This window comes from Granulicella mallensis MP5ACTX8 (assembly GCF_000178955.2).
Classification (GTDB): Bacteria; Acidobacteriota; Terriglobia; order Terriglobales; family Acidobacteriaceae; genus Granulicella; species Granulicella mallensis.
Genome location: NC_016631.1, coordinates 234,693 through 256,229 on the forward strand (window position 1 = coordinate 234,693; position 21,537 = coordinate 256,229).

General features: G+C 59.9%; 19 protein-coding genes and 1 tRNA gene. 6 read left to right on the top strand and 14 right to left on the bottom strand.

Annotated elements, in window-relative coordinates; translation table 11 throughout:
• Nucleotides 1-10 precede the first annotated feature (10 nt).
• The 3 genes from pelA to ACIX8_RS01020 form a co-directional block, all read right to left on the bottom strand.
• A complete protein-coding gene (gene pelA / locus ACIX8_RS01010; RefSeq protein ID WP_014263444.1) occupies nt 11-1,381 on the bottom strand; it encodes a pectate lyase in 1,371 nt (456 codons plus the stop codon).
• A gap of 318 nt (nt 1,382-1,699) precedes the next feature.
• Nucleotides 1,700-2,485 (bottom strand): septal ring lytic transglycosylase RlpA family protein, encoded by a 786-nt coding sequence (locus tag ACIX8_RS01015; RefSeq protein WP_014263446.1) that lies wholly within the window; start codon nt 2,483-2,485, stop codon nt 1,700-1,702.
• On the bottom strand, nt 2,482-2,763 hold the full coding sequence (locus ACIX8_RS01020; RefSeq protein WP_014263447.1) for a hypothetical protein: 282 nt from the start codon (nt 2,761-2,763) through the stop codon (nt 2,482-2,484). Before ACIX8_RS01020 ends, ACIX8_RS01015 begins: the two co-directional genes overlap by 4 nt.
• A gap of 241 nt (nt 2,764-3,004) precedes the next feature.
• On the opposite strand from ACIX8_RS01020, the gene ACIX8_RS01025 reads away from it, so the two are divergent.
• Nucleotides 3,005-3,880: a hypothetical protein gene (locus ACIX8_RS01025; protein ID WP_014263448.1), complete on the top strand. Its 876-nt coding sequence runs from the start codon at nt 3,005-3,007 to the stop codon at nt 3,878-3,880.
• 635 nt (nt 3,881-4,515) lie between these two features.
• Here the strand turns inward: ACIX8_RS01025 and bamA are convergent.
• The 3 genes from bamA to ACIX8_RS01045 form a co-directional block, all read right to left on the bottom strand.
• Nucleotides 4,516-7,485 carry an outer membrane protein assembly factor BamA gene (bamA, locus tag ACIX8_RS01030; protein WP_014263449.1) on the bottom strand — a complete coding sequence of 990 codons (2,970 nt, stop codon included), beginning with the start codon at nt 7,483-7,485 and terminating at the stop codon, nt 4,516-4,518.
• A gap of 739 nt (nt 7,486-8,224) precedes the next feature.
• Complete coding sequence (xrtJ, locus tag ACIX8_RS01040) at nt 8,225-9,853, bottom strand: exosortase J (RefSeq protein ID WP_014263450.1); 1,629 nt, start codon at nt 9,851-9,853, stop codon at nt 8,225-8,227.
• 31 nt (nt 9,854-9,884) lie between these two features.
• Nucleotides 9,885-10,085 carry a PExPT-CTERM protein gene (locus ACIX8_RS01045; RefSeq protein ID WP_014263451.1) on the bottom strand — a complete coding sequence of 67 codons (201 nt, stop codon included), beginning with the start codon at nt 10,083-10,085 and terminating at the stop codon, nt 9,885-9,887.
• 375 nt (nt 10,086-10,460) lie between these two features.
• Between ACIX8_RS01045 and frr the strand changes: the two genes are divergently transcribed.
• The gene (gene frr, locus ACIX8_RS01050) at nt 10,461-11,045 is read left to right on the top strand and encodes a ribosome recycling factor (RefSeq protein ID WP_014263452.1); all 585 of its coding nucleotides are present in this window, start codon (nt 10,461-10,463) and stop codon (nt 11,043-11,045) included.
• A 53-nt stretch (nt 11,046-11,098) separates the two neighbouring features.
• Here the strand turns inward: frr and folP are convergent, their stop codons facing one another.
• The gene (gene folP / locus ACIX8_RS01055; protein WP_014263453.1) at nt 11,099-12,046 is read right to left on the bottom strand and encodes a dihydropteroate synthase; all 948 of its coding nucleotides are present in this window, start codon (nt 12,044-12,046) and stop codon (nt 11,099-11,101) included.
• Between folP and dacB the strand changes: the two genes are divergently transcribed.
• Nucleotides 12,045-13,709: a D-alanyl-D-alanine carboxypeptidase/D-alanyl-D-alanine endopeptidase gene (gene dacB, locus ACIX8_RS01060; protein ID WP_150110443.1), complete on the top strand. Its 1,665-nt coding sequence runs from the start codon at nt 12,045-12,047 to the stop codon at nt 13,707-13,709. The two genes, folP and dacB, sit on opposite strands and share 2 nt — an antisense overlap.
• A gap of 85 nt (nt 13,710-13,794) precedes the next feature.
• Here the strand turns inward: dacB and ACIX8_RS01065 are convergent, their stop codons facing one another.
• On the bottom strand, nt 13,795-14,049 hold the full coding sequence (locus tag ACIX8_RS01065; RefSeq protein ID WP_014263455.1) for a hypothetical protein: 255 nt from the start codon (nt 14,047-14,049) through the stop codon (nt 13,795-13,797).
• A 174-nt stretch (nt 14,050-14,223) separates the two neighbouring features.
• Here ACIX8_RS01065 and ACIX8_RS01070 point away from each other — a divergent pair.
• Nucleotides 14,224-14,310, top strand: a tRNA-Leu gene (locus ACIX8_RS01070).
• A 65-nt stretch (nt 14,311-14,375) separates the two neighbouring features.
• Here ACIX8_RS01070 and ACIX8_RS01075 read toward each other — a convergent pair.
• Nucleotides 14,376-14,792, bottom strand: a complete 417-nt coding sequence (locus ACIX8_RS01075) for a DUF2251 domain-containing protein (RefSeq protein ID WP_014263456.1) — start codon at nt 14,790-14,792, stop codon at nt 14,376-14,378.
• 46 nt (nt 14,793-14,838) lie between these two features.
• On the opposite strand from ACIX8_RS01075, the gene ACIX8_RS01080 reads away from it, so the two are divergent.
• Nucleotides 14,839-16,041, top strand: coding sequence for a glycosyltransferase family 39 protein (locus ACIX8_RS01080; protein ID WP_014263457.1), 1,203 nt, complete (start codon nt 14,839-14,841; stop codon nt 16,039-16,041).
• A gap of 174 nt (nt 16,042-16,215) precedes the next feature.
• On the top strand, nt 16,216-18,030 hold the full coding sequence (locus ACIX8_RS01085; protein WP_014263458.1) for a L,D-transpeptidase family protein: 1,815 nt from the start codon (nt 16,216-16,218) through the stop codon (nt 18,028-18,030).
• Nucleotides 18,031-18,076: 46 nt separating this feature from the next.
• Here the strand turns inward: ACIX8_RS01085 and ACIX8_RS01090 are convergent, their stop codons facing one another.
• The 5 genes from ACIX8_RS01090 to dnaB all read right to left on the bottom strand — a co-directional run bounded on the left by ACIX8_RS01090 (nt 18,077) and on the right by dnaB (nt 21,427).
• Nucleotides 18,077-18,814, bottom strand: a complete 738-nt coding sequence (locus ACIX8_RS01090) for a helix-turn-helix transcriptional regulator (protein ID WP_014263459.1) — start codon at nt 18,812-18,814, stop codon at nt 18,077-18,079.
• Between the two features lie 21 nt (nt 18,815-18,835).
• Entirely contained in the window at nt 18,836-19,210 is a 375-nt protein-coding gene (locus ACIX8_RS01095; protein ID WP_014263460.1) for a VOC family protein, read from the bottom strand.
• 94 nt (nt 19,211-19,304) lie between these two features.
• A complete protein-coding gene (locus tag ACIX8_RS01100) occupies nt 19,305-19,730 on the bottom strand; it encodes a type II toxin-antitoxin system VapC family toxin (RefSeq protein ID WP_014263461.1) in 426 nt (141 codons plus the stop codon).
• Nucleotides 19,730-19,984, bottom strand: a complete 255-nt coding sequence (locus ACIX8_RS01105) for a type II toxin-antitoxin system Phd/YefM family antitoxin (protein WP_014263462.1) — start codon at nt 19,982-19,984, stop codon at nt 19,730-19,732. The genes ACIX8_RS01100 and ACIX8_RS01105 overlap by 1 nt, the downstream gene beginning before the upstream one ends.
• Nucleotides 19,985-20,029: 45 nt before the next feature.
• Nucleotides 20,030-21,427, bottom strand: a complete 1,398-nt coding sequence (gene dnaB / locus ACIX8_RS01110; protein ID WP_014263463.1) for a replicative DNA helicase — start codon at nt 21,425-21,427, stop codon at nt 20,030-20,032.
• Between the last annotated feature and the right edge of the window lie 110 nt (nt 21,428-21,537).

The window sequence follows — 21,537 nt, forward strand, 5'->3', positions numbered from 1 at the left end:
TTGGATGCGTTCATTTCGCTGAATGTGCGGGCTTCCATGTAGCGTATGCCTGGAGCGTCTTCTCCGGCCCATTGCCGTACCACGCGTAGCCGTTGCGCCGTTCGAGTGTGAGGTCCATCACGTCGTCATGGATTGTCTTGTCGCGATCGCCGAAGATCGGTTTGCCGGTCGTCAGTGAGTAGTACCGCGCCCACAGCGGACCCGCGCCCGGCGAGGCCGTCAGTTTGCGTCCCCCTGGAGTGTTTCGTCCGCCACTCCACTCGTAGCCCATGATCTTGTGGGCCTCGAACCATGCGGCAGCCGCGTCTACGGAACGCACAACGGCAGGAGAAGGATGGCTGAGCGACATCAGGTACTCCATCACACTGGCCGATTCGCCTGAACTAAGCGCCTCCGGCTCGAAGTTGCGCGCGGCGACAGGGGCCAGCGTCAGCGGATCATGCTGCTGCGCCCAGACGGCGAGGACGGTGCCCCTGCCATCCGCCGCAGGCACACGGACCTGCGTTGCGAGGATGCATTGAAGCGCCCTGGCCACGGCTGCCTTGGCCTTTACACGTAAGGCTGTGGGAACGAAGCTGTAGTCCTCCATTGGCTGCTGCGAATCCGCCGCGCCCGCTTCCTTGCCGGCAGCAGCGCGCTCGCCCCTTGCCGCCAGCGTTAACACCTGGGCCGACTCCGTTACGGCATCGTCGTTGAAGGTGATCGCGTCGTGATAGCCACCTTCCAGGGGCCAGACCTGTGGCCATCCGCCGTTCGGGAACTGCGCCTGCAACAGGTACTTGATTCCGCGCAGAGCCGCGGCACGATAGGCATCGCCCTCATGTCCGGGCAGTGCCGCCGAGAGCTCCGCAAGAAAGTGCAGCTCGGTGTTGGTGGCGTCGTTGTCGAGCGTGCCGACATAGTGCCACTTCTCATCGGCGGCCTGATCGAAGTCGCCCGGCCCACTGCCGACCGGCGCAAGGTTCGCCGTGGCATAGCTCTGTCCACGCAGCCGCGCGGAGGCGCTCATATCGAGGTTCTTCGACCAGCCTCCTGCCGCCGTCTGGAACGACAGGATGACATCGCCGATGTGTCGCGCCTCCTCGCTCTTGTAGAAATCAGGTGAGCGATGCAGCGGAATCGATCTGGCCGAAAAATACTGTTTCGGCAGCGGGGGTATCTCTTCCAGGCCCTCGCGCTCTGTGGCCAGCGCAGCCTTATCGGCGCGCATCTGCTCCGCGGATCGCTTCAGGTAGTCGAGCCACGGCCCGCGCTGCGCCGCTGGAAGCGCCATTACACGGGCTTCGGTCAAAGCTTCGGCAGGCTTGCTCGTGCCAATGACCGAAGCATGCAGGGGCAGCAGAACAAAGAGAAAAAGGGTAAGGGAGCGCACGGACAACATCCTACGCCTGTCTTACAGGATTAAGCCAAGGAGAAAGTGCGAGTGGTAAGTGGCAAGTGGTAAGTGGTAAGTGGTAAGTGGCAAGTACAGTGCTTTTGTTTTTCTGGTTGTCATTCCGAGCGTAGCGAGTGAACCTGCTGTCTCCCGCTCTTCGCAAGTTTCACCACGAACGTTATGCTCCAGCGCAAGATTTATGTTTTGGGCAACACAAAAAACGGGAGACCGCAGGTTCATCGGCTGCGCCTCGGAATGACAACCAGAAAGACAAGAGCAACAACGAAAGCACTGCACTTCTCACTTCTCACTTGCCACTAGCACCTAGTCAAGCCGCACCAGATAAGGCAACGCCGCCGGATCGGGTGTGCCGATCCAGTCGGCGATCTCGGCGGCCTGGGTCTTGCTGTGTTGCACTGGGTCGATCCGCACCCAGAAGCCGGTGGGGCCGGAGAATTCGGTGACTTTTGCCGTGTTGTACCGGTGCAGCAGTCCGGCCTTTAGGTCGAGTGCATCGCCCTCTGTCTTGAACGCGCCGGTCTGCACACACCACCTGCCCTCGGGGTCGGGGCTTGCATGAGCAAAGGCCTCAACCTTCACCTTCGCCACGCCCGCACGATAGATCCCAACGGCTTTAGCTGCACCCATGGAGAGGTCCAGTACGCGGCCGGGCGCAAACGGCCCGCGATCGGTGATCCGGACCAGCACCTGTTGGCCGGTGGCAAGGTTGGTCACGCGCACCGTTGAGCCCATCGGCAGAGTGCGGTGAGCGGCGGTCATCTCGTTCTGGTCGAAGATCGTGCCGTCGGCGGCAGCGTGGTGGTGATAGATCGTGCCATACCAGCTTGCGGTGCCCTCTTCGGTAAAGACAGGCCTGCCGCTGGTGTCGTCAAAGAAGCCCTTAGGAGCGCTGGAGGCCTCTTTTTTGAGGTCGATGGGCGGTTCGGTGGAGGCCGTGCTCGTAGTCGAACGATGCGAGTTCACGGGTGGCGGCGGAGGCTGATAAGCAACGGTCGTCCTATGGTGACACCCCGCCATGAGGAGAGAAGCAAGCGCCATCATGGCGAACGTTGCCGCCCTGCGGCCAAGGTCTGCGCGCAGTTTCTTCATCGCGTCTCTCCCTTGGATTCTCTGGAGTTGCCGGATTCGCTGGTTTCGCTGCCTGGATTGGAGCGCTTGCTGTCGTCCATGTGTTCCGCGAGTTGTTGCAGCCGGCTCGCGGCGCTGCGCAGGGCAGTCGAGCCGTTGCGGCGAACCTCGGGAACGACCTCGTCATCGATGAACCGCACGACGCGCCGCAGCTCCTCCTGAAACTCATCGCGAAGCCGTGCGCCGGTCTCTGCGACCCGCTCTTCCCAGGGACGTTTTGTTCCGCTTTGCTGCTCCATTGGCCCATACCCCTCGCGTCGGCAACGCTTCCTCTTCGATGATTCGTTCGTGCAAGCGGAGAGTCAACGTCATTGCGGGACACAGTGCCTAGCTGGTAACGACCCTGCTTTGTCTATCAGCTAACGTATCCAAATACAACCGCATGGGGGCCGAAGGCGTCCTTTTATAAAGAGCCCCATCACCGGCGGGGCAAGACTGCCGTTTCAGTGCAGCCGTTGGCCGGAAGAACGGAAGGGCTCGATGAACTTGAATTTGCGTAGCTGGAGTATTTCTTTTTTTGTTCCAGCGCTGTTCGGCACAGTATTGGTAGCAGGGCCAGGCACGGCACAAGGTCAGGATCGGATCTTCTCTCCGGGCGCAGCTCGAACAGAGACGATGTTGCTGGCTTCTTCTGACTCAGCGAAAGAGTTCTTCAAGTCGGTCGCCGTCTCCGATGCCGTATCGAGCAGTAGCGACGATACGGAGGATCTGCCTGACGCCCCCAGCGCGGTTGCTCTTCGTGAGCCGGTCTCCGCACCTCGGGGCCAGGTGGAGAGTACGCATGTCGCTTCGACGCTGACGAAAAACATCCCCGCCGGATGGACGGCACAGCCCCTGACGACGCGTCAACAGGTCGTACTTGGCATCCATAACCTTTACTCGCCACGAGGCATTGCCGGGATGGTATTTGCGGCAGGCTACTCGCAACTGGCCAACGGCCAGCCGAACTACGGCAGCGACACGGATGCCTTTAAAAAGCGGTTGGGAGCGGTGGTTCTTCGTGACACCACAGAATCTCTGTTCGCGGATGCGATCCTCGCTCCCATGCTGCATGAGGATAGCCGCTACTATGTGCAGGGGCCGCAGCACAACTTTTTCTACCGCATAGCGTACGCGGCATCACGTCCGCTGATTACGCGTACGGATAGCGGAGACTCCACGGTCAATGGCTCCCTGTTGCTGGGGTATGCCGCGTCCAGTGTGCTGACGAACGCTTCCTATCCAAGCATCAACAGAAACTTTCACGATACGGCTTCCACCTATGGCGGGTCGCTGGGTGGCGCAGCTCTCGGTTTCCTCCTCAACGAATTTCATGATGAGGTATTGCAGACACTGCATCTCGAGAAGAAAGATTAGAGCAGCTGTCCGTTCTTCTGGTTGCCGTTGCCTTTGCTGTTGTTTTTGTTGTTGCTTTTCTGGTTGTCATTCCCGAAGGGAATCTGCTGTTTGCTCGTATCACCACAAATAAAGGTGTGAAAACCGGAAGGGCACGGTTTCAACCGTGCCACTAATGCCCAGGTTGGAAGCCTTGTACCGCTCTGCCGAAGGCTGGAGTGAAGGCGCAGCCGGAACGACTGAATTGCTCTCCTTTGTCGGGCCGAAGACGCTTGGGAATGCCCACGTGTCTCTCTTTGCTGCCACCTTCACGAAAGTCCGACGGGTGAATTGCTAGCTCCACATCAGCTGTGCTGCAGCGATTCGTGCCGACAGCCAGACTCATTCGCCTCCACCAAGAAGAGCAATTCAGTCGTTCCGGCTGCGCCTTCACTCCAGCCTTCGGCAGAGCGGTACAAGGCTTCAGCTCTGCCTTTTACGGCACGGCTGAAGCCGCGCCCTTCCGATTTCTGCCAGTGCGCGCATTCGTGCCTGTCCGTGCAGGGAAGCAGGTTCCTCGGCGGTGCCTCGGAATGACAACCAGAACCGCAACAGCGGAGGTTAAACAGAAAGGCCCAGTCCGTAGACTGGGCCTTTCTGCTTCTTGTTTCCTGCTCTTAGAACGTCGTTGCGACGGTAAAGCGGAAGGTCTTACGTGGCTCTCGCAGTACGTAATCCGCACCGTAGAGTTGCAGGGCTTGCTGGTAGGTGAACTGACCCGCACCCAGATTGGTGGGGAAGAGTTGCTGGAACTGCTGCGGCGTTACAGCCAACTGCTGTGGCAGGTTTCTGTAGAGACGTAGCGGGTTGTAAGCGTAGTAAATGCGGAACGGTGCGTTGACGATCGGCAGGATGACCTGCAGCTCGGCGCCGTTCGACATACGCGGGACGATGTTTGTATGGGGCACCGTGGCCAGGTCGAGCGGGAAGGTCACCTTCTGTCCGCCGAAGCAGGCACCGTTGATGACCTCAGGGCAGCCATAGAGCGGCGTGTTGAGGATCGATTGGCCGAGCACGCTCTGGCGTAGCTGCGACTTCTCCGTATCGAACGTCAGGCCGAAGTCGGTGAAGACAGCAAACGTCACCTGGTTGACGATCGGGATACGATACTCGACGTTCGACGTAAGGCTGGTATCGCCGCCGATGGGAGCCAGACGATAGATAGGCAGGGGGATCTGCACGTTGCCCAGTGTGGCGTTGGTCGGGTCGCGCGGAACCAGCGTGCCGTCGGGGTTAGTGAGGTTGAACAATACCCGCGTCGGGATGAAGGTATACGGTGAGCTCGAACGGATGTCGAAGCCGCGTACTTCGTTCTCGCCGCCGCCATAGATACGGTTGAAGGGTGGTGCAACCTGACCGCCGAAGCCGGCGACGTTGGAGAGCTGGATGCGATAGCCCAGGACGTTGTGTCCTTCACGATCCATCCTTAGGCCCTTCATCGGGAAGAACTGGCGGTAGGTTGCGGTTGGCGCGTAGTACTTGGTGTTTCCACCAACACCTGCTACCTCGAACGCAATGTTGAAGTCCTTGCCGTGGTGCGGTCCCTGTGCCCGGTCCAGCGTCGAGAAGCTGAAGCTGGGAGTGATCTTGGAGGTGATGATGCCGGTCAGTTGGCTCGATCCTGCGATACCGGAACGGAATGCCAGCGATTGGAAGACGTTGCGCGTCGTATCGCTGAAGGTCGTAATGCCTGAACGCGACAGGGAGTAGGTGACACCGACCCTGGCCACGCCCGAACGACGGAACAGCTTGCGCAACGGCGTGCCCGTTGAGATGGTAAAGCCGGTCGAGGACTGGTTGTAGTTGCTCGATAGCGACTGTTGCTGGTTCGCCTGATTCGATCCTGCCACGGTGCCGGTAAGAGAGGCGGCCTTGGCTGGGTTGAAGTCGGACTTGCTGCTGAACACCTGCATACCCAGCGAAATCGGCTTGTTGCGCAGATAGGGCTCATTGAAGCCCAGGCTCAGGGTGCGCGACAGATCGCCGATGTTAGCGGTTACGTTCAGGGTCTCGCCCAGTCCGAGGAAGTTGTTGGTCTCGTAATTGAGGCCGATGAAGGAGCCGGAAAGACCGCTGAGTCCGCCGTTCAGGCCGATGGAGTTCTTGCCCTTCTCCTTCAGCTTCAACAGCAGGTCGACCGTGCCGGCGTCAGCGTTCTGGCGTGTCTCCACGTCCTGCTCAGCCTTCAGCGTGTCGAAGTAGTTGAGCTGGTTCAAGCGCAGCAGCGAGAGATCGACGAGACGGCTGTTGTAGACCTGGCCCTCTTCGATGAGGATCTCGCGGCGGATGACCTTATCGCGGGTGATGGTGTTGCCCGAGAACTCGATGCGCGAGACGTAGAACTTCTTGCCTTCGTCGATATCGACATCGAGATAGACGAGCTTTTTGGCTTCATCGACACGCGGGGTCGGCGTGCCGACCATGTTGATGAAGCCGCCCTCGCCATAGGCCTTGCGCAATGCTTCAATGCCCTTGCCGAAGAGCGTGGCGTTGAAGTACTCGCCGTCCTTCTGCGCGAACTGCGCACGCAGGGCCTTCTTGTTGGTGTATTCCTTGTTGCCGGTAAAGGTGATGCCGCCCAAACGATAGCGAGCACCTTCTTCGACGGGGATCAGGATGTCGACGCGCTTGCCGGTAGAAGGACGCAGCGTGAAGGGATTGATACCGCCGGCATTGCGGACGTTGGTCTGCGGCTCACCGGTCAGTGCTTTGAAGTAACCCTTGTCGCGATAGGCTCCGCGCACGCGCTCTGCATCTTCGTCCAGCTTGCTGGCGTCGAAGGTGCGAGGCAGAAGATCTTCGAGGAAGATCGAGTGCGGAATGCCGATGGGCTTCAGGTTCTTCATCGAGGCGCGGAGTTCACGCGCGTTGAGTTGCTGATTTCCCTGGAAGACGATCTTGCCCACCTTTACGGTAGGGCCTTCCTTGATATTGAAGGTCAGCGCAACGGCTGCTGGAGGAATCGTCTTGATCTCGGTCTTGATGACCGCGAACTGATGTCCGTGTTCGCCGAGCATCTCCTGCAGGACGACTTCCGCACGCTTGACGCGCGTTTCATCGAACTGGCTCTCGACGGTGAGACCGACTTTTTCTTTCTTCCAGCGGTCGTACACATCGGAGATGGTAACGGCGTTCAGGCCCTTGAAGTTCATCTCGCGAATGGTGGGCTTTTCGCGCACGTACACGATGAGCTGAACGCAGTTTGCCTCATTGACGCGCTCGATGCGCACATCGTCGAAGTAGCTGGTGTTCCAGAGCGAATTGAAATCGCGTTCGACCACGACGGGATCGAAGGGATCTCCAGGCCGCGAGAACAACCGCGCCAGGATGGACTCCTTGGGGATGCGGCGGTTACCGATGACCTGCGTCTGGCACAGGATCTGCGGGCCTGCTTGCGCTCCGCTGAACTGCGGCTGGGCCTGCACCTGCGCTCGAAGTGCGGGTGTGAGAGCTGGAATCAAGGCCATCGTCGCCAACGCTGTAAGCGCGGTGACTGGAATGCGAATGCGGCTCGAGCGCGCGCGCACAGGCTGGGACGTACTGATCAGAGAGCTTCCGCTCACTCGCGTTCCGGTAAAGATAACCACACCCTCACTGCTCTTTGAATCTCTCAAAGCTTTTTTGAATACCAAACCCTGCGCGAACGAAGGGAATCTTGATTATAGGGGATGCACTGCTACTCGGGAGAAGCGAAGTGTAGCGGCGACCCTTCGGCGTACATAAATCAAGATCTTCCTCCGAACCTTGCTCCCGGACCTGAAGCCCACGTTTTGCAGTTGCCTTTTTCATGACGAATTTGCTTTTCATTCGCGTCGCCAAAACCGTAAAGCGTGGATAGGAAAAACAAAGGCAAACGCTTTAGGGTGTGTCATCAAACGGCTGTTGGGATGAAGTTCGATTGTGCAAATGGCTCGCTGTGGCACTGTTTCGTTAAGGGCATGGCTTCAGCCATGCCGCAGGAAACCGGGCCGAAGGCCCATACCTCTCTGCCGAAGGCTGGAGTGAAGGCGCAGCCGGAGCGACCGAATTGCTTTCCTTGATTGCGGCGAAACGGGTGGCCACATCCTCGAACGTGTCCCTGGTGGTTCTTGTGCAGCCTGGTCGCACGAAGGAAGGCAATTCAGTCGTTGCGCCCTGTGGACTTCACTCCGGCGTTACCACCCAGCGAGCAAAAGCGGCTCGCCGGGGCCCGGTTCTTCGGCAGAGTGGAAAGGGCCTCTCAACACTGCCTTTGCGGCATGGCTGAAGCCATGCCCTTCCGATCCATGCCTCGACAAACCGATTGCACGGTTCGACCAGACTCCAGGTGCCGTTTGGTGATGCATCCTAGCGTCTGCTGTAGGGAACAGTCAGGCCGACAAGATCCGCGCTCTTCAGGAACTCCTGCAGTCCGGCCGCCAGCTTGGGTTCGATTGAGCTCACGGGGGAGCTTGTATCGGAGGTTTCGATCTTCAGCAGCACGGGGACGGGGCGCGTCGCGTCGGCCTGGAGCGGTAGTCCGCGGTGCGGCTTGGCGTACACCAGGGTTACATGCTGGCTGGTCTGCGAATACTGCCTGCAGGCCCCGCCATCGCATACGGTGGAGGCCTCCAGCTTTTGCGTCAGGCCGTCGTTATAGGTCGCGGCGGTTAGGTCGACCGGTCCCTGCGTAGATGGCGATTCGATCTGTCCGTGCCAGGTTGGGTTCTCGCCCCGGGCGATGTGGCAGACCTCGGCATCGTGCACGCCCAGCTCCGGAGAGATCCCAAGAGAGACATGCGTCCCGGCAACTCCGGGGGCATCTCCCGGCGCCTCGTACTCGCCCCACACGTAGACTACGGTTCCGTCGACCAAACCCTCAGCCCAGGAGCGTACTAGCGAGAAGTTGCCGATGTGCTGGGGCATGGGAGGAGGTGTGGCCGCGGACTTCACGGCCATCGCGTCGACGCGGGCGGTGTGCATCGCCTCAAGGCCGAAGACCGTCGACAGGATCAGGATGGCCACCACCTTTGCGAGGTAGGGCACTGCCACCGGGCCGCGTGACGGCTTCTCTTCCGGCGGCGCAGCGTTCACATCTTCCGGCGTGCGGCGCAGCTTCTCAATGGTGGTGAAGAACAGGAACGCCGCCAGCAGAAACAGGCAGGCGCCTACGATGTGATCGGCCAACTGTTCATGGGCCTGCAGTGCAGGAAAGGAGACCGCGATCCGGTCATAGACCACTAGGCTGCACAAGCGCAGCAGGTTGAAGACGTATCCCAGCAGGACCGCACCGAGCACCAGGGGAGCGAACACGAACCAGCGAAAGCGGTAGACATAGCCAACGACGATCGCCGTGAGTCCCAGGGTGATCGATCCGCGCAGACCGTCGCATCCGGGGGCGATGAACATCCCAAACCTGGGAGCGAACAGGATATTGAGGTCCACGGTGCTGAGCTTTGCGCCAATGAGCTGGGCAAAACCGCGTGCGACAGAGGCCCCGGCATGCTGAAGCGGGAGATCGACAAAATGGCTGAAGGTCTGGGGGACAGGGATAACGGCCCACATCAAAAGGATGGGGAACCAGGCGGCACGCAGAAGGCGCTTTCCACCGAAGAGCAATACCATGCCGGTCGCATAAACCACTGCTACCAGTGGAAGCGGTGGCAGTTGCAGCAGCCAGTCTTTGTTAACAGTTACGATCAGGAGCATCTGATCGCGAAGAAACATGAGGATGGAGGAGGTTGCCAGAACTGCGAAACCCCACCAGGAGCCTTCGGTCTCCCACCCAATGGATCGCCAGGCCCTCAAAATAAGGGCGAAGCAAATGATGGGAACGACCATTCCTATCGATTTAAGGGCGTCGGTTCGCCAGATCTCAAGCAGGGCCTGTACGGAACCGTAGATACTTAATAGGCCTACCGCCGCGCACACTGAGGCGTACGCGACGGCGACTTGCGGCCTGAATCGCTCTGGAAAGATGCTCGACAAAGAAGACACCAGCAGCCATCAAGCTGCAACTCACCAGATTTTACTTTTGATCTGACTTGCGGCGGGCGCGAAGACGCGTCCTGAGTGCGGATACGGCGTACGCGCCACCGGAGAGGCCTGCCAGAATCAGGGTAGGATTCTCTGGTGTGTCCGTGCAGCCGGTCAGCACGGATTGTGCATGCATTGGCATAGCTGCCATGAAGGCGAGGGCAAGGGTCGCGAACAGAAAGGTCTTCTTCATAAGTAGTATGTCCCTATTCGTTGTTGGATGCGTTCAAGTCTAAAGATGCCGTCGGCTTTCCGTTTGGATGCTTCTGAAGCTAAAACCTTCGGGATGAACCGCGCAGAACATCGTGTCCTTTACGTTCTTAGACACATCATCAACAACAAAGTTCTGAGCAGTTGTCTTATCGTATCGAGTGGCTGGTGCTAAGTCAATCGGAAAGCGATTCACTACAAAGATACTGCTGGTTTTGCAGGGGCAGCTTTCCAACTGTTCCGACGCTTTGATCTTAGCCTATAACCCGTAAAGATCCAGGGTTTTCGCCGTTTTTTCACATCAAACCGTCAACGTCTGTAAAATCAGGCGTTGTATTCAATGGAGGACAGCAACACAATGGCATCGGCAATGGCGAGCATAGTCGCACTGAAGGGCGTGTACGAGGAGTTGAAGTCGCGCATGGACAAGACTGCGGAAGACTTCCGCGCCAACCTGTTGAGTGTCCGTACGGGCCGGGCTTCCGTTCATATGCTCGATAACGTCAAGGTTGACTACTATGGTACGGAGACTGCGATTGCGCAGGTTGCGCAGGTCACCACGCCTGAGGCCAACCTGATCGTCGTCCAGCCATGGGAGCAATCCCTGGTACAGGCGATCGAAAAGGCCATCCGCACCAGCAGTCAGGGATTCAATCCCATGCACGACGGCAAGATCATCCGTGTGCCCATTCCGCCGATGACCGAGGAGCGCCGCCGCGAGGGGATCAAACAGCTCGCCGGGGTGCTCGAAGATCACAAGACCTCCATCCGCAATATCCGTCGCGATGGCAATGAGACGGTGAAGAAGGCCGCCAAGGACAAGCTGATCTCGGCTGACGACGAAAAGCGCGCCAATGAAGAGATTCAGCAGCTTACGGACTCTCAGATCAAGCGCGTTGAGGATCTCTTCAAAGCGAAGGAAAAAGAAGTGATGACGCTGTAGTACAGGGATTAGGGCACAGGGGTTAGGGATTAGACAGATGTCTTTCCTAATCCCTAACCCCTGTGCCCTAATCCCTGCTTTACCGCATCTGCTACTGCCGCAGCTTCTCTTGCCTGCTGCACATCGTGCACACGCAGAATGTGCGCTCCATTCAAGATGGCGGCGACGTTTGCGGCGATGGTTGCAGTACGGCGTGCCTCGGCGAGGGGCAGGCCTGCCGGTTGGACGGCACGCACCGCCTCACCGAGAAAGGCCTTGCGAGAAACCCCGGCCAGGAGAGGGTAACCAAGCTTGCTGAGTTGGTGAAGACCCGCCAACAGCGCGAAGTTGTCCCGGCCCAGCTTGCCGAAGCCGAATCCCGGATCGATGACGATATGTTCCCGGGAGATGCCGGCGGACTGGGCCACCATGAGCTGCTCCCGCAGTCCCTCCTGCACCAGGGGAACGACCTCTTCCGGAGTCAAAGGGGGCAGGGCGCGCCAGTCCTGCGGACGGCCGCGGGTATGCATCAGCAGCAGGCCGCAGTGTGCGGAGGCGACGGTCGTAACCATGGCTTTATCCCATAACAGGCCGGAGACATCATTGATGATCTCAGCTCCCATAAGGGCTGCGTTCCGTGCCGTGGCCGCGTGGTACGTATCGACGGAGACGATCGCCTGGGAGCGCTCCCGTAATAGGCCCTCGAGAACGGGCAGCAGGCGCAGTTGTTCCTCTTCGGAGCTGAGTGGCTCGGAGCTGGGCCGCGTCGACTCCGCGCCAAGATCGATGATGTCGGCGCCGCTGTCGACCGCCGCGACGGCTGCGGCGATTCCGGCGGCAGTCATCTGGCCTGTGTCCTGCCGGGCGACGCCGTCGCCGGAGAAGCTGTCGGGCGTCAGGTTGACGATCGCCATGATCAGCGTTCGCTCGCCCAGTGCGAGCGTTCGGGTGCGGAGCCGCCAGTCAAAGTGTGGACGCGGGGCGAAGGTCATCTGCGAATTGTAGATGTAGACTGCGGCCATGCGTGCCTCTTGCAGTCTTGTGTTTGCCCTGGGTCTCGTTGCCGGTCTCACGGCCTCCGCCCAAACGCCCTCCATCGTTCCGCCGCCTATCGTTCATCCCGCATTCCCGACGGGACCGGGCACGCCTCTGGGAGCGACGATCGAAGCCCTGCTGGCCGATCCTGCCGTCTCCCGCGCCCACTGGGGGATCGCTGTTACGACGTTAGACGGCGTGCCGCTCTATGGTCTCGACGAGGGCAAGCTGTTTCGTCCGGCGTCGAATAACAAGCTCTTCACCACGACGGCTGCCATGGCGTTGCTTGGCCCGGACAGAACCTTCGAGACACGTCTCTATGGCAAGCTCGACGAGGCTACCGGCGTAGTGAACGGCGACCTCGTGCTGGCCGGCGGAGGCGATGCGAACTTTGGAGCGGACAACCTGCCGTATGTGGCCCCCGCCCAACGGGCAAAGGACAAGGTAAAGCCGCCCGCTCTCCACGATCTGGAAGCGTTGGCCGATCAACTCGTGGCCAAGGGCGTGAAGCGCGTCACAGGCAGGATCATCGGCGACGATACGCTGTTTCCGTGGGAGCCCTATGCGGAGGGTTGGGAGGCCGACGATCTGGTGTGGGGCTATGGCGCTCCTGTCAGCGCGCTCACAATCTCGGATAACGAACTGCGTCTGACCATCACTCCTCGCAAGGCGATCAAGCCGGCAGATGGGCCGGCGGATCGGGCGGCGATCGTGGAACTCGAACAGAATGGCGTGCCCTATTACAGCGTGCAATCCGAGGTGACGACCGGGGAGGCGCACACTCCCTCGCTGGGGGTACAGGTCGAACATGCGCCGGGCTCTCGTGTGTTGCGGGTCTATGGAGAACTGGCTGAGGATGCCAGGCCGGATGTCGAGTACATCGCTATCGACGACCCCGCGGTGTATGCGGCGATGGCCCTGCGCGGCATGTTGCTGGAACGGGGCATTGCTGTCGTCGGTGAGGCCCGGGGAGAGCATAGACCGGTGGTCGATGGGCGGGGGTTCTCGTCCGTTCTGCATGCGCCCGGTGGGCAGGAAGAGGCTACATTCAACGCTGGACCGACGGGCGAATCCTGCGAATCCTTGTGGCCGCAAGAGGAGGTCCTGGCCTCGCATACGTCCGCGACGCTGGCCGAGGACGTGATCTTCACCGACAAGGTCAGCCAGAACTTACATGCGGAGTTGCTGTTGCATCATCTCGGGCAGCACGTCTCCTGTGGTCAGGGATCGACGGTTGGAGGCGCGCGCATGGTGCGTGCTTTTCTGCTGCACGCGGGGCTCGATGGAGACGACTTCGTCTTCTACGATGGCTCGGGCCTGAGCACCCATGATCTCGTTGCGCCGCGTGCGACCGCGCAGCTATTAGCTTACGCGGCAAAGCAGCCATGGTTTTCGCGATGGAAGCCCGCGTTGCCAGTGGGCGGCGAGGACGGATCGCTGGCCGCGCGCTTCGCTGATCCGCCGCTCAAAGATCATGTCTTCGCGAAGACGGGGACGCTGGGCGAGTCGCGGGCGCTTTCGGGGTATCTCGACGGCGCAAGCGGGCGGCAGGTTATTTTTTCTATTGTGGTGGACGATCACTCGCCGCAGAGTTCGGCGGATCGGGTTGCGATGGACAAGATCGTTGCGGCCATTGCTGCTGCGGAGTGAGGGGTAAGTCAGCGAGTCAGCTTGCTTCGCGTCAGCAAGTCAGCAGTAGATTTGTGGCTGACTCGCTGACCTGCTGACTCGCTCTCTACCGTGGCGTGTGTTTCTTCACGAACTCGCGTAATTCCAGGTTTAGTTCGAGCGCCTTCTGCACCCCGGAGTCGAGCATTCGCAGCCAATCGCTGGCAGGTTCCTTGAGCTCGGCCATACTCAGCAGGTAGCTGGTCTGGACGATGACTTCAAGCGAATTGGAGAGATCGTGCGCCAGGCGGCGGATCTCAAGCGCAACTTCTTCGGGAATTTGTTGCTGATTGGCCAAGGTATCGGTCGAGGACTTACTCATCAGATTGTAGACGGCTCCTCTACGCTAGGTCGTTGTGGTTAGTTCGACGAGGACTGTGAAGAAAACGATTCGCCAAAGTTCAACAGCTCGACCGGAGAACAGTTTGACATGAGGTGCACCCCTCTGGGAAACTAAGAGTTCACGCAGTTGGCGCCAGGCGCTCGGCTGAAGTGAGCCGAAATGGCGGAATTGGCAGACGCGCATGGTTCAGGTCCATGTACTCGCAAGGGTGTGGAGGTTCGAGTCCTCTTTTCGGCACCAAGATCTGATGTGACAAAGGGCGGGTTTATCCCCGCCCTTTGCTGCGTTTATAGGGATTGCTGCGTCTAGGTGTAAATCGCTGCTTCAAACCGGCGAATCGCCTCTTCATCCCAGGCATGGGAGTTTTTCCGCCAGATCTCGCCGCTTTGCTCCAGAAAGTTGGGGAAGTTCGTGCGGCAGAAGCTCAGCTTCCTCGCAAAATCAATCAATGCCTGCGCACTGCCGTCGATGTACAGCACGCATTGCTGGCCGTCCCGCGACCACTGCACACTGGCGATGTACTCGCGGTCGGGCTCTTTGAACGAGGAGATGTTGTAGACCAGCATCGCGTCCATGATGCTGTGTTCCTGGGTCTCCTGGGAACGGTCGCAGGCGTAGAAGTATCCGCTTTCGCCTTCGTCCTCAAAGACGGCCGTCCAGGGAACGGCGGGCGAGTCGGAGGAGAGAAAGGCATCACCGGGTTTGAAGGTCAACGAATCCATATCTACAGGGTACAAGGCCTCGCTGCTAGTAAACTCACCTCAGACGATGAGACTTAAAGGCTTCTACATTGGGCGCGGACAGAGAGTCGCCGCGCTGTTGCTGCTTATACTCTTCGGCGAGTGCCTTTGGTCGATCGCGCACCGGCCGCTCGACGCCAACGATTACCGCTACGCGCGCTGCGGCCGCGAGATGTGGGAGCGGCCCTCCCCCGTTGCCGGCTACTTCACCACCTGCGGCAACCTGAACGGCGACGGAACCTTCGCCTATCGCCTGGCGGGCTTTCCGCTCACGGCCCAGCGTCTCCTGATGCTGGGGGCCGATCACTTCCGCAAGCCTGAAAACAAGCTCTACGCGAACGGTGGGCTGAACGGGACCACCTGGGAGACGCGGCACGAACTCTCCTGGGTGAAGTATCTGCTGCGGCTCCCGTTCTGCCTGTTTGCGGTGTGGCTTGGCGGGGGACTGTGGTGGGTCGCCAAGCGGCTCTTCGGCAATGAGGGTGGCGCGCTGGCGCTGGCACTCTACTGTTTCTGCCCGGCGATCGTCCGGTACGCGACGATGCCGAACAATGAGATTCTTGCGCTGTGGGGGCTTTATGGGCTCGTCTATACGGCGATGGGCGTAGCTCATGCACTCCAGGGGCCGAGACGGAAGTGGCGTCCCCGGATCGTCCTGCTGACGGTAGCGCTGGGCTTCACGGCTGCGGCGCACCTGCTAGCCAGCATGATTGGGTTTGTCGCCGGTTTGGTATTTTTCTTCTACCTCGCGGAGCGGCGGCGCAGTTATGTATCGCAGATCATGGTCTTCGCGGGGCTGGGTGCGCTGGCGATTGTGTTTGCCTCGTTTGGCTTCCATCCTGCGCCCTTCAGCTACGTCTTTACCGGCGGCAGCGGACGGTTCTGGTTCTCCCTGGAAGCCGTGCACCGCTTCGTAACGACACCGGCCAATGCGGGCATCTTGATTGCCACAGTTGTGGCGCTGGCGATCTATGTGACGTCACGCAGCAGCCGGTACTTCGGCAATACCGCCCCCCTGCTGATGATGCTGGCGCTCCTTCCCCTGTATACGACGCAGGTGGTGACGGCGCCCTGGCTGTGGGCGTTGCCGTTTCTCTTCACCTTTATCGGCGGCGTCTTCGCCGATGCGCTGGAGACGCGGCAGCGCAAGCTGTTTCTGCTGTTGTCGGGAGCAATGGTCGTGACGCAGGCGGCGTTGTGCTGGATGTCGATGGCTGGGGTGTTGGCTTAGTTCCAATTTCAAGAACGACGCAGAGAACCTGAATATTTGTCACTTGTTCTATCGATTTGCGAGTGAAAGGGCAGTTTCGTACAGGTTCAGCGGAAAATTGAATAAACTTAAAGCATTCTGCTAGCCAAATTCTGTTCTACTCGGCATCATCAAGATGCACCTGAGGCACTTTCTGTGAAGAAGCTTCCTTCGACTACCGTCCGCGCCGCCTTGGCGCTCGCGTTTGTTTCGCTCACGCTTCTCTCGCTATCCGGCTGCAAGGGGTGCCAGTCGGCCCCTGTCTCCTCGTCGCATCCCGGCATTCCTCTTCCTCAACCCAAGGGCGATACGGGTGCCGAGGTCCAGAAGTTGATCGGCTCGCCCCAGCTTGCGATCCTCAAGTGGCCGAACTACTCCGACTATCAGGCGCAGGTGCAGAAGTTCTACATCGACCGTGTCTATGAGCCGGCATGGCTGCACGACGGCAAGCCGACCTCCCAGGCTACGGCGCTGATCGCGCTCTTTACCGATGCCGCGCAGAAGGGTCTCAAACCGGAGGACTACGACGCCTCGCTCTGGCCGGAGCGTGTGCAGAAGCTTGCGGGTGGACACGGCAGACCCGTCGAAGAGGCTCAATTCGATACCGCGATGACCATCTCGGCCATGCGCTATATCTCCGATCTGCATGTTGGCCGCGTAAACCCGCAGTCCCTGAACTTCGACATCGATGTTCCGTCCAAGCGCGCGGCGTTCGACCTGCCGGCGTTTCTGAGCGGACAGGTTGCCGATTCTGCCGATGTTTCCGGGGCGATCGCCACCGTCGAGCCGCAAAATGCAATGTACGTCGCGCTACAGAAGGGGTTGGCGCAGTACCTCGAACTAGCCAAACAACAGGCTGCGAATCCGCAGCCACCGCTGCCCTCCCTGGGCGCGACAGGCGCCAAGTCGATTGTGCAGGGTGGATCGTATGCAGCACTGCCGCAGTTGCTGGCACGGCTGCAGCTTGAGGGCGATGTGACTGCGACCGATACTGATACCGCAGCGGCTTCCGATACAGCCGGTCCCAGGAGCTATAACGCGGAGCTCGTAGCAGCGGTGAAGCACTATCAGCAGCGCCACGGTCTTACGGCGGATGGCAAGCTGACGCAATCGACCATCGACTCGCTGAACGTGCCGATGGAAGTACGGGTGCAGCAACTCAACAACTCGCTGGAGCGCTGGCGCTGGATGCCGGACAACTTCATCAACCCGCGTGTGCTGGTGAACCTGCCGGAGTTCGTCGTACGCGCGTACGATCCCGACCATTCGGTTGCGTTCAAGATGAAGATCGTCGACGGCGAGGCCAAAGGTAACCACGACACCCCGATGTTTGTTCGCTCGATGCGGTACGTCGTATTTCGTCCTTACTGGAATGTGCCACCGTCGATCATCAAGAAGGAGCTGCTGCCTCATATTCAGCGCAGCGGCATCGGCTACCTTGCGGACAAGGGGTACGAGGTGGCGAGGAACGATGGTACGGTCGTTACCGGTTATACGGCTCACGACATCGAACACCTGCGCTACATTGTGCGGCAGAAGCCGGGGCCGAAGAACTCTCTGGGTCTGGTGAAGTTCCTCTTTCCGAACGAGTATGACGTCTATATGCACTCCACGCCGGAGCTGCCGCTCTTCAACCTGACGCGCCGAGACCGTTCGCACGGCTGCGTGCGCCTGGAGCACGCCGATCAGATGGCTGCGTGGGTGTTACAGGGCCAGGGTGATTGGGATGAGGACAAGATCTCCGAGGCGATGAACGGCGATAAGGACAACAAGACCGTCAACCTGAAGACGACATTGCCTGTGATCATCGGCTACTTCACGGCGACGGCCGATGAGGATAACTCCATCCACTTCTTCAGCGATCTCTACGGCTACGACAAGGCGCTCGAGGCAGCGCTGGACAAGGGGATGCCGTATGAGTCGGCGCCGGTGAAGATCAATCCGAAGCTGGTGCCGGGCGAGACGGAGTAGCGCAAGGGCCAACCAGAAAAGCAAAAGCAAAAGCAGAAGTGACTCCTTATCTTGTCGGCACGCCTTTACTCTCCGGCCCGAGATGGTTCGCGATCCAGGTCTCTGACTCGGCCTTCATCTGGCGAAGGAAGTCGCTGAGCCTCTGGCCACGGTTCTGCTCAAAGGTGCGGTCGAGCATCTCGCACTGCGCGATGCGGTCGAGCCGGAAGACGCGGAAGTCCTCGCGCAGTTCGCACCAGGCTACGACCGTCCAGGTTCCGCTCCAGCAGTAGAGCGCCAGCGGGCGTACTGTGCGCTCGGAAGGCTCGCCGTTCAGGCGGGTGTAGGCGAAGCGAATTGCGTGGCATTCCAGGCAGGCCTTGTGGATGCGGTCGAGCAGACGGCGCTGGGGCTGTTGCATCCGATAGCCGGGCGCATAGAGCAGAATGGCATCGAGACTGTCGGCGAGAGCAGGGGGAAGCACGGCCTCGATGCGTGCCAGCGCGGAGTCTGCGGCTGCCGCATTTTCCACACCGCCCCAGGCCTTTACCAGGCGTGCGCCGAGCACCAATGCCGTTAGTTCTTCAGGAGTAAACATCAGTGGTGGCAGATCGAACTCGCGGCGCAGCGTGTAGCCCACGCCGGCTTCGCCTTCGATAGGCTGGCCTGCAAGCTGCAGGTCGCGTACGTCACGATAGATAGTGCGTTCGGAGACCTGAAGCCGCTCGGCCAGGGCGCGAGCCGTCTTCAGGCGTCCGGAGCGAAGCATCTGCACGATGCGGAAGAGGCGGTCGCTGCGTCTCATTGCGGGCCTCTCTTCTGCGGACTAACGGCTGTGCAGTCCGATGTGGTTGCCTTCGGAGTCCAGCAGGCAGGCATAGGATCCGAAGCCGCCGGGGATCTCCGTGCGCGGCACGAGCACGGTTGTGCCAAGAGTGTTGGCGCGTCCGAGCGTGGCATCGAGTTGGCCATCGACGTTGAGATAGACCATCGTACCGTCGGCTGTGGGCTTTTGCAGCGGGCTATGGATCAAAGCTCCTGCCACAGCGCCTTGTTCGGCGGGGAACATGAAGTAGGGAACGGCGCTGGGAAACGCGCAGAGCTTCTTATCGAGCAGCGTCTCGTAGAAATGAACGGCGCGCTGCATATCGGTGGCGGGAATCTCGAACCAGGTTACGGCGTTGCCTTCAAACTTGCTCATGGGTGTGTCTCCTGTGCGGTATGCAATTAACTACAACCGAAGAGTAGGAGAAGGCTCCTGACAACGTTGTGTCAGGAGGATGGCAGGAGACGTTTTATTTGACGCTTGTCCACGGATTGAGAAGGAGCACCCCGGTTGTCGCAAAGTCGGCAGTATTGCGCGTCACGACGGTCATGCCGTGCACCAGCGCTGTTGCGGCGATCAGTCCATCACGAACAGGACGAGGATCTGGCACATGGAGATGCGCACTGCGTTGGGCTATAGCGGTATCGATAGCCAGGATGCGGTTGTCGAACGCAGGCAGCACATAGTTGTTGAGCCATGCCCGGAGCATCGCTCCCTGGGAGAAGTCACGGCGTTCGACGAGCAGAACGCCGATCTCCAGCTCCTGAATCGTGATCGCCGATAAATACAGATCGGAGGCATCCACACTGTTCGCCCAGTCGGCGACGTGGCGGTCCGCTCTCCCGGAGCGAACCTTGCGCAGTTCAGATACGACATTGGTATCGAGCAGGTACATCAGGAGAGGTCTGCCGGTTGTGCGAGATCGTGCAGCTTCGGAGCCTCGAATTCGATGTCTTCGGCTCCCGGCATCGCTAGCAGGTCGGCGATCTTTGCAGGCTCGCCGCTGATCTTCCGGTACGCGGCGTAGGTCAGCAGCACATGCGCGGGCCGTCCGCGATCCGTAATGAACACCGGACCGGACTCCGCAGCCTTCTTGGCCTTGCTGGCGTCCTGATTGAACTGGCGGCTGGAAAAGGTCGTGATGGCCATAGAACACCTCCTGCTCAAGCAATGTAGATATGTTACTACAATGCTCTAGTAGGCGTCGCCGCCGCCAGACTCGCCGTGCATGGTGTCGAGGTTCTCAAAGCGTGTGAAGTCAGCCAGATAGGCCATCTTCACCGTGCCGGTTGGGCCGTTACGCTGCTTGGCGATGATGATCTCGGCCTGGCCCTTGATGTCTTCGTTCTCGCGGTCGTAGTACTCCTCGCGATGGATGAACGCGACCACGTCGGCGTCCTGCTCGATGGAGCCCGATTCGCGCAGATCCGAGAGCAGGGGCTTCTTGTCGCCGGTACGTTGTTCACTGCCACGCGAGAGCTGCGACAGCGCGACGACCGGAACCTGCAGCTCCTTCGCCAGGGCCTTGAGACCGCGCGAGATCGAGCTGACTTCCTGTGTACGGTTCTCGAACTTCTTCTGCGAGCTGCCCGCCGAGCCGGTCATGAGCTGCAGATAGTCGATGACGATCAGGTCGAGAGAGCCCTCCTGCTGGCGCAGGCGACGAGCCTTGGCGCGCATCTCGGCGAGGGTAATGCCGGGGGTATCGTCGACGAACATCTTGGAAGTCATCAGGCGGTCGAGCGCGGCGATCAGCTTGCCTTTGTCCTCGCGTGGGATGAAGCCGGTCTGGAGCTTGCGCGAGCTGACCGCGGATTCGCTGGCCAACATACGTCGCAGCAGCGACTCCTTCGACATTTCGAGCGAGAAGATCGCGACCACCTTGCCGTCTTTTACAGCGCAGTTCTGCGCGATGTTGATGGCCCAGGCGGTCTTGCCCATCGAAGGACGGGCGGCGATGATGATGAGTTCGCTGGGCTGCAGGCCGCTGGTCATCTTGTCGAACTCGATATAGTGCGTGGCCAGCCCGGTGACTTCGCGGCCCTGCTCATAGAGCGCGTCGATGCTTCCGAAGGAGCTGGCAACGATGTCCGCAATGCCTGAGAAGCCGCGCTGAATGGCCGAATCCGCGACCTCGGCGAGACGCACCTCGACATCGTTCAGGACCTTGGTGGCCTCTTCGTTCTGGTCCGAGGCCAGCACCATGCCATCGTTGAAGATCGAGAGCAGCTCGCGCAGCAGGCTCTTGTCCTTGATGATGCGGACGTAGTCTTCGACCTTGGGGTGGCGTGGAATGCCTTCGCTGAGATACGCGAGGTATGCCGGGCCGCCGATCGCGTCGAGCTCGCGGCGCTTGGAGAGCGCGTCCATCACGGTGATGTAGTCGATTGCGTGGCCGACGGCGAGCAGATCCAGCATGACGCGGTAGATGCGCTGATGCGAGTCGAGCGAGAAGTCTTCGGGCCGCAGCTTGGCCGTGGCATCGGTGACGGCGACAGCGTCCAGCAGCATCGCGCCCAGCACCGTGATCTCGGTATGGACCGAGGACGGTAGGCCTTCGTTCATGGGGGCGGACATGCTAAGGGCGGCCATTCTGCGGGCGGTTACTCCAGACTATTAAATTGCAATTAATTTCGCCCCATGGGAAGGCCTGAATCCTCAGCCTACGTGTGGGGAGACTTGTGGGAAGGTTGCAAATCGAG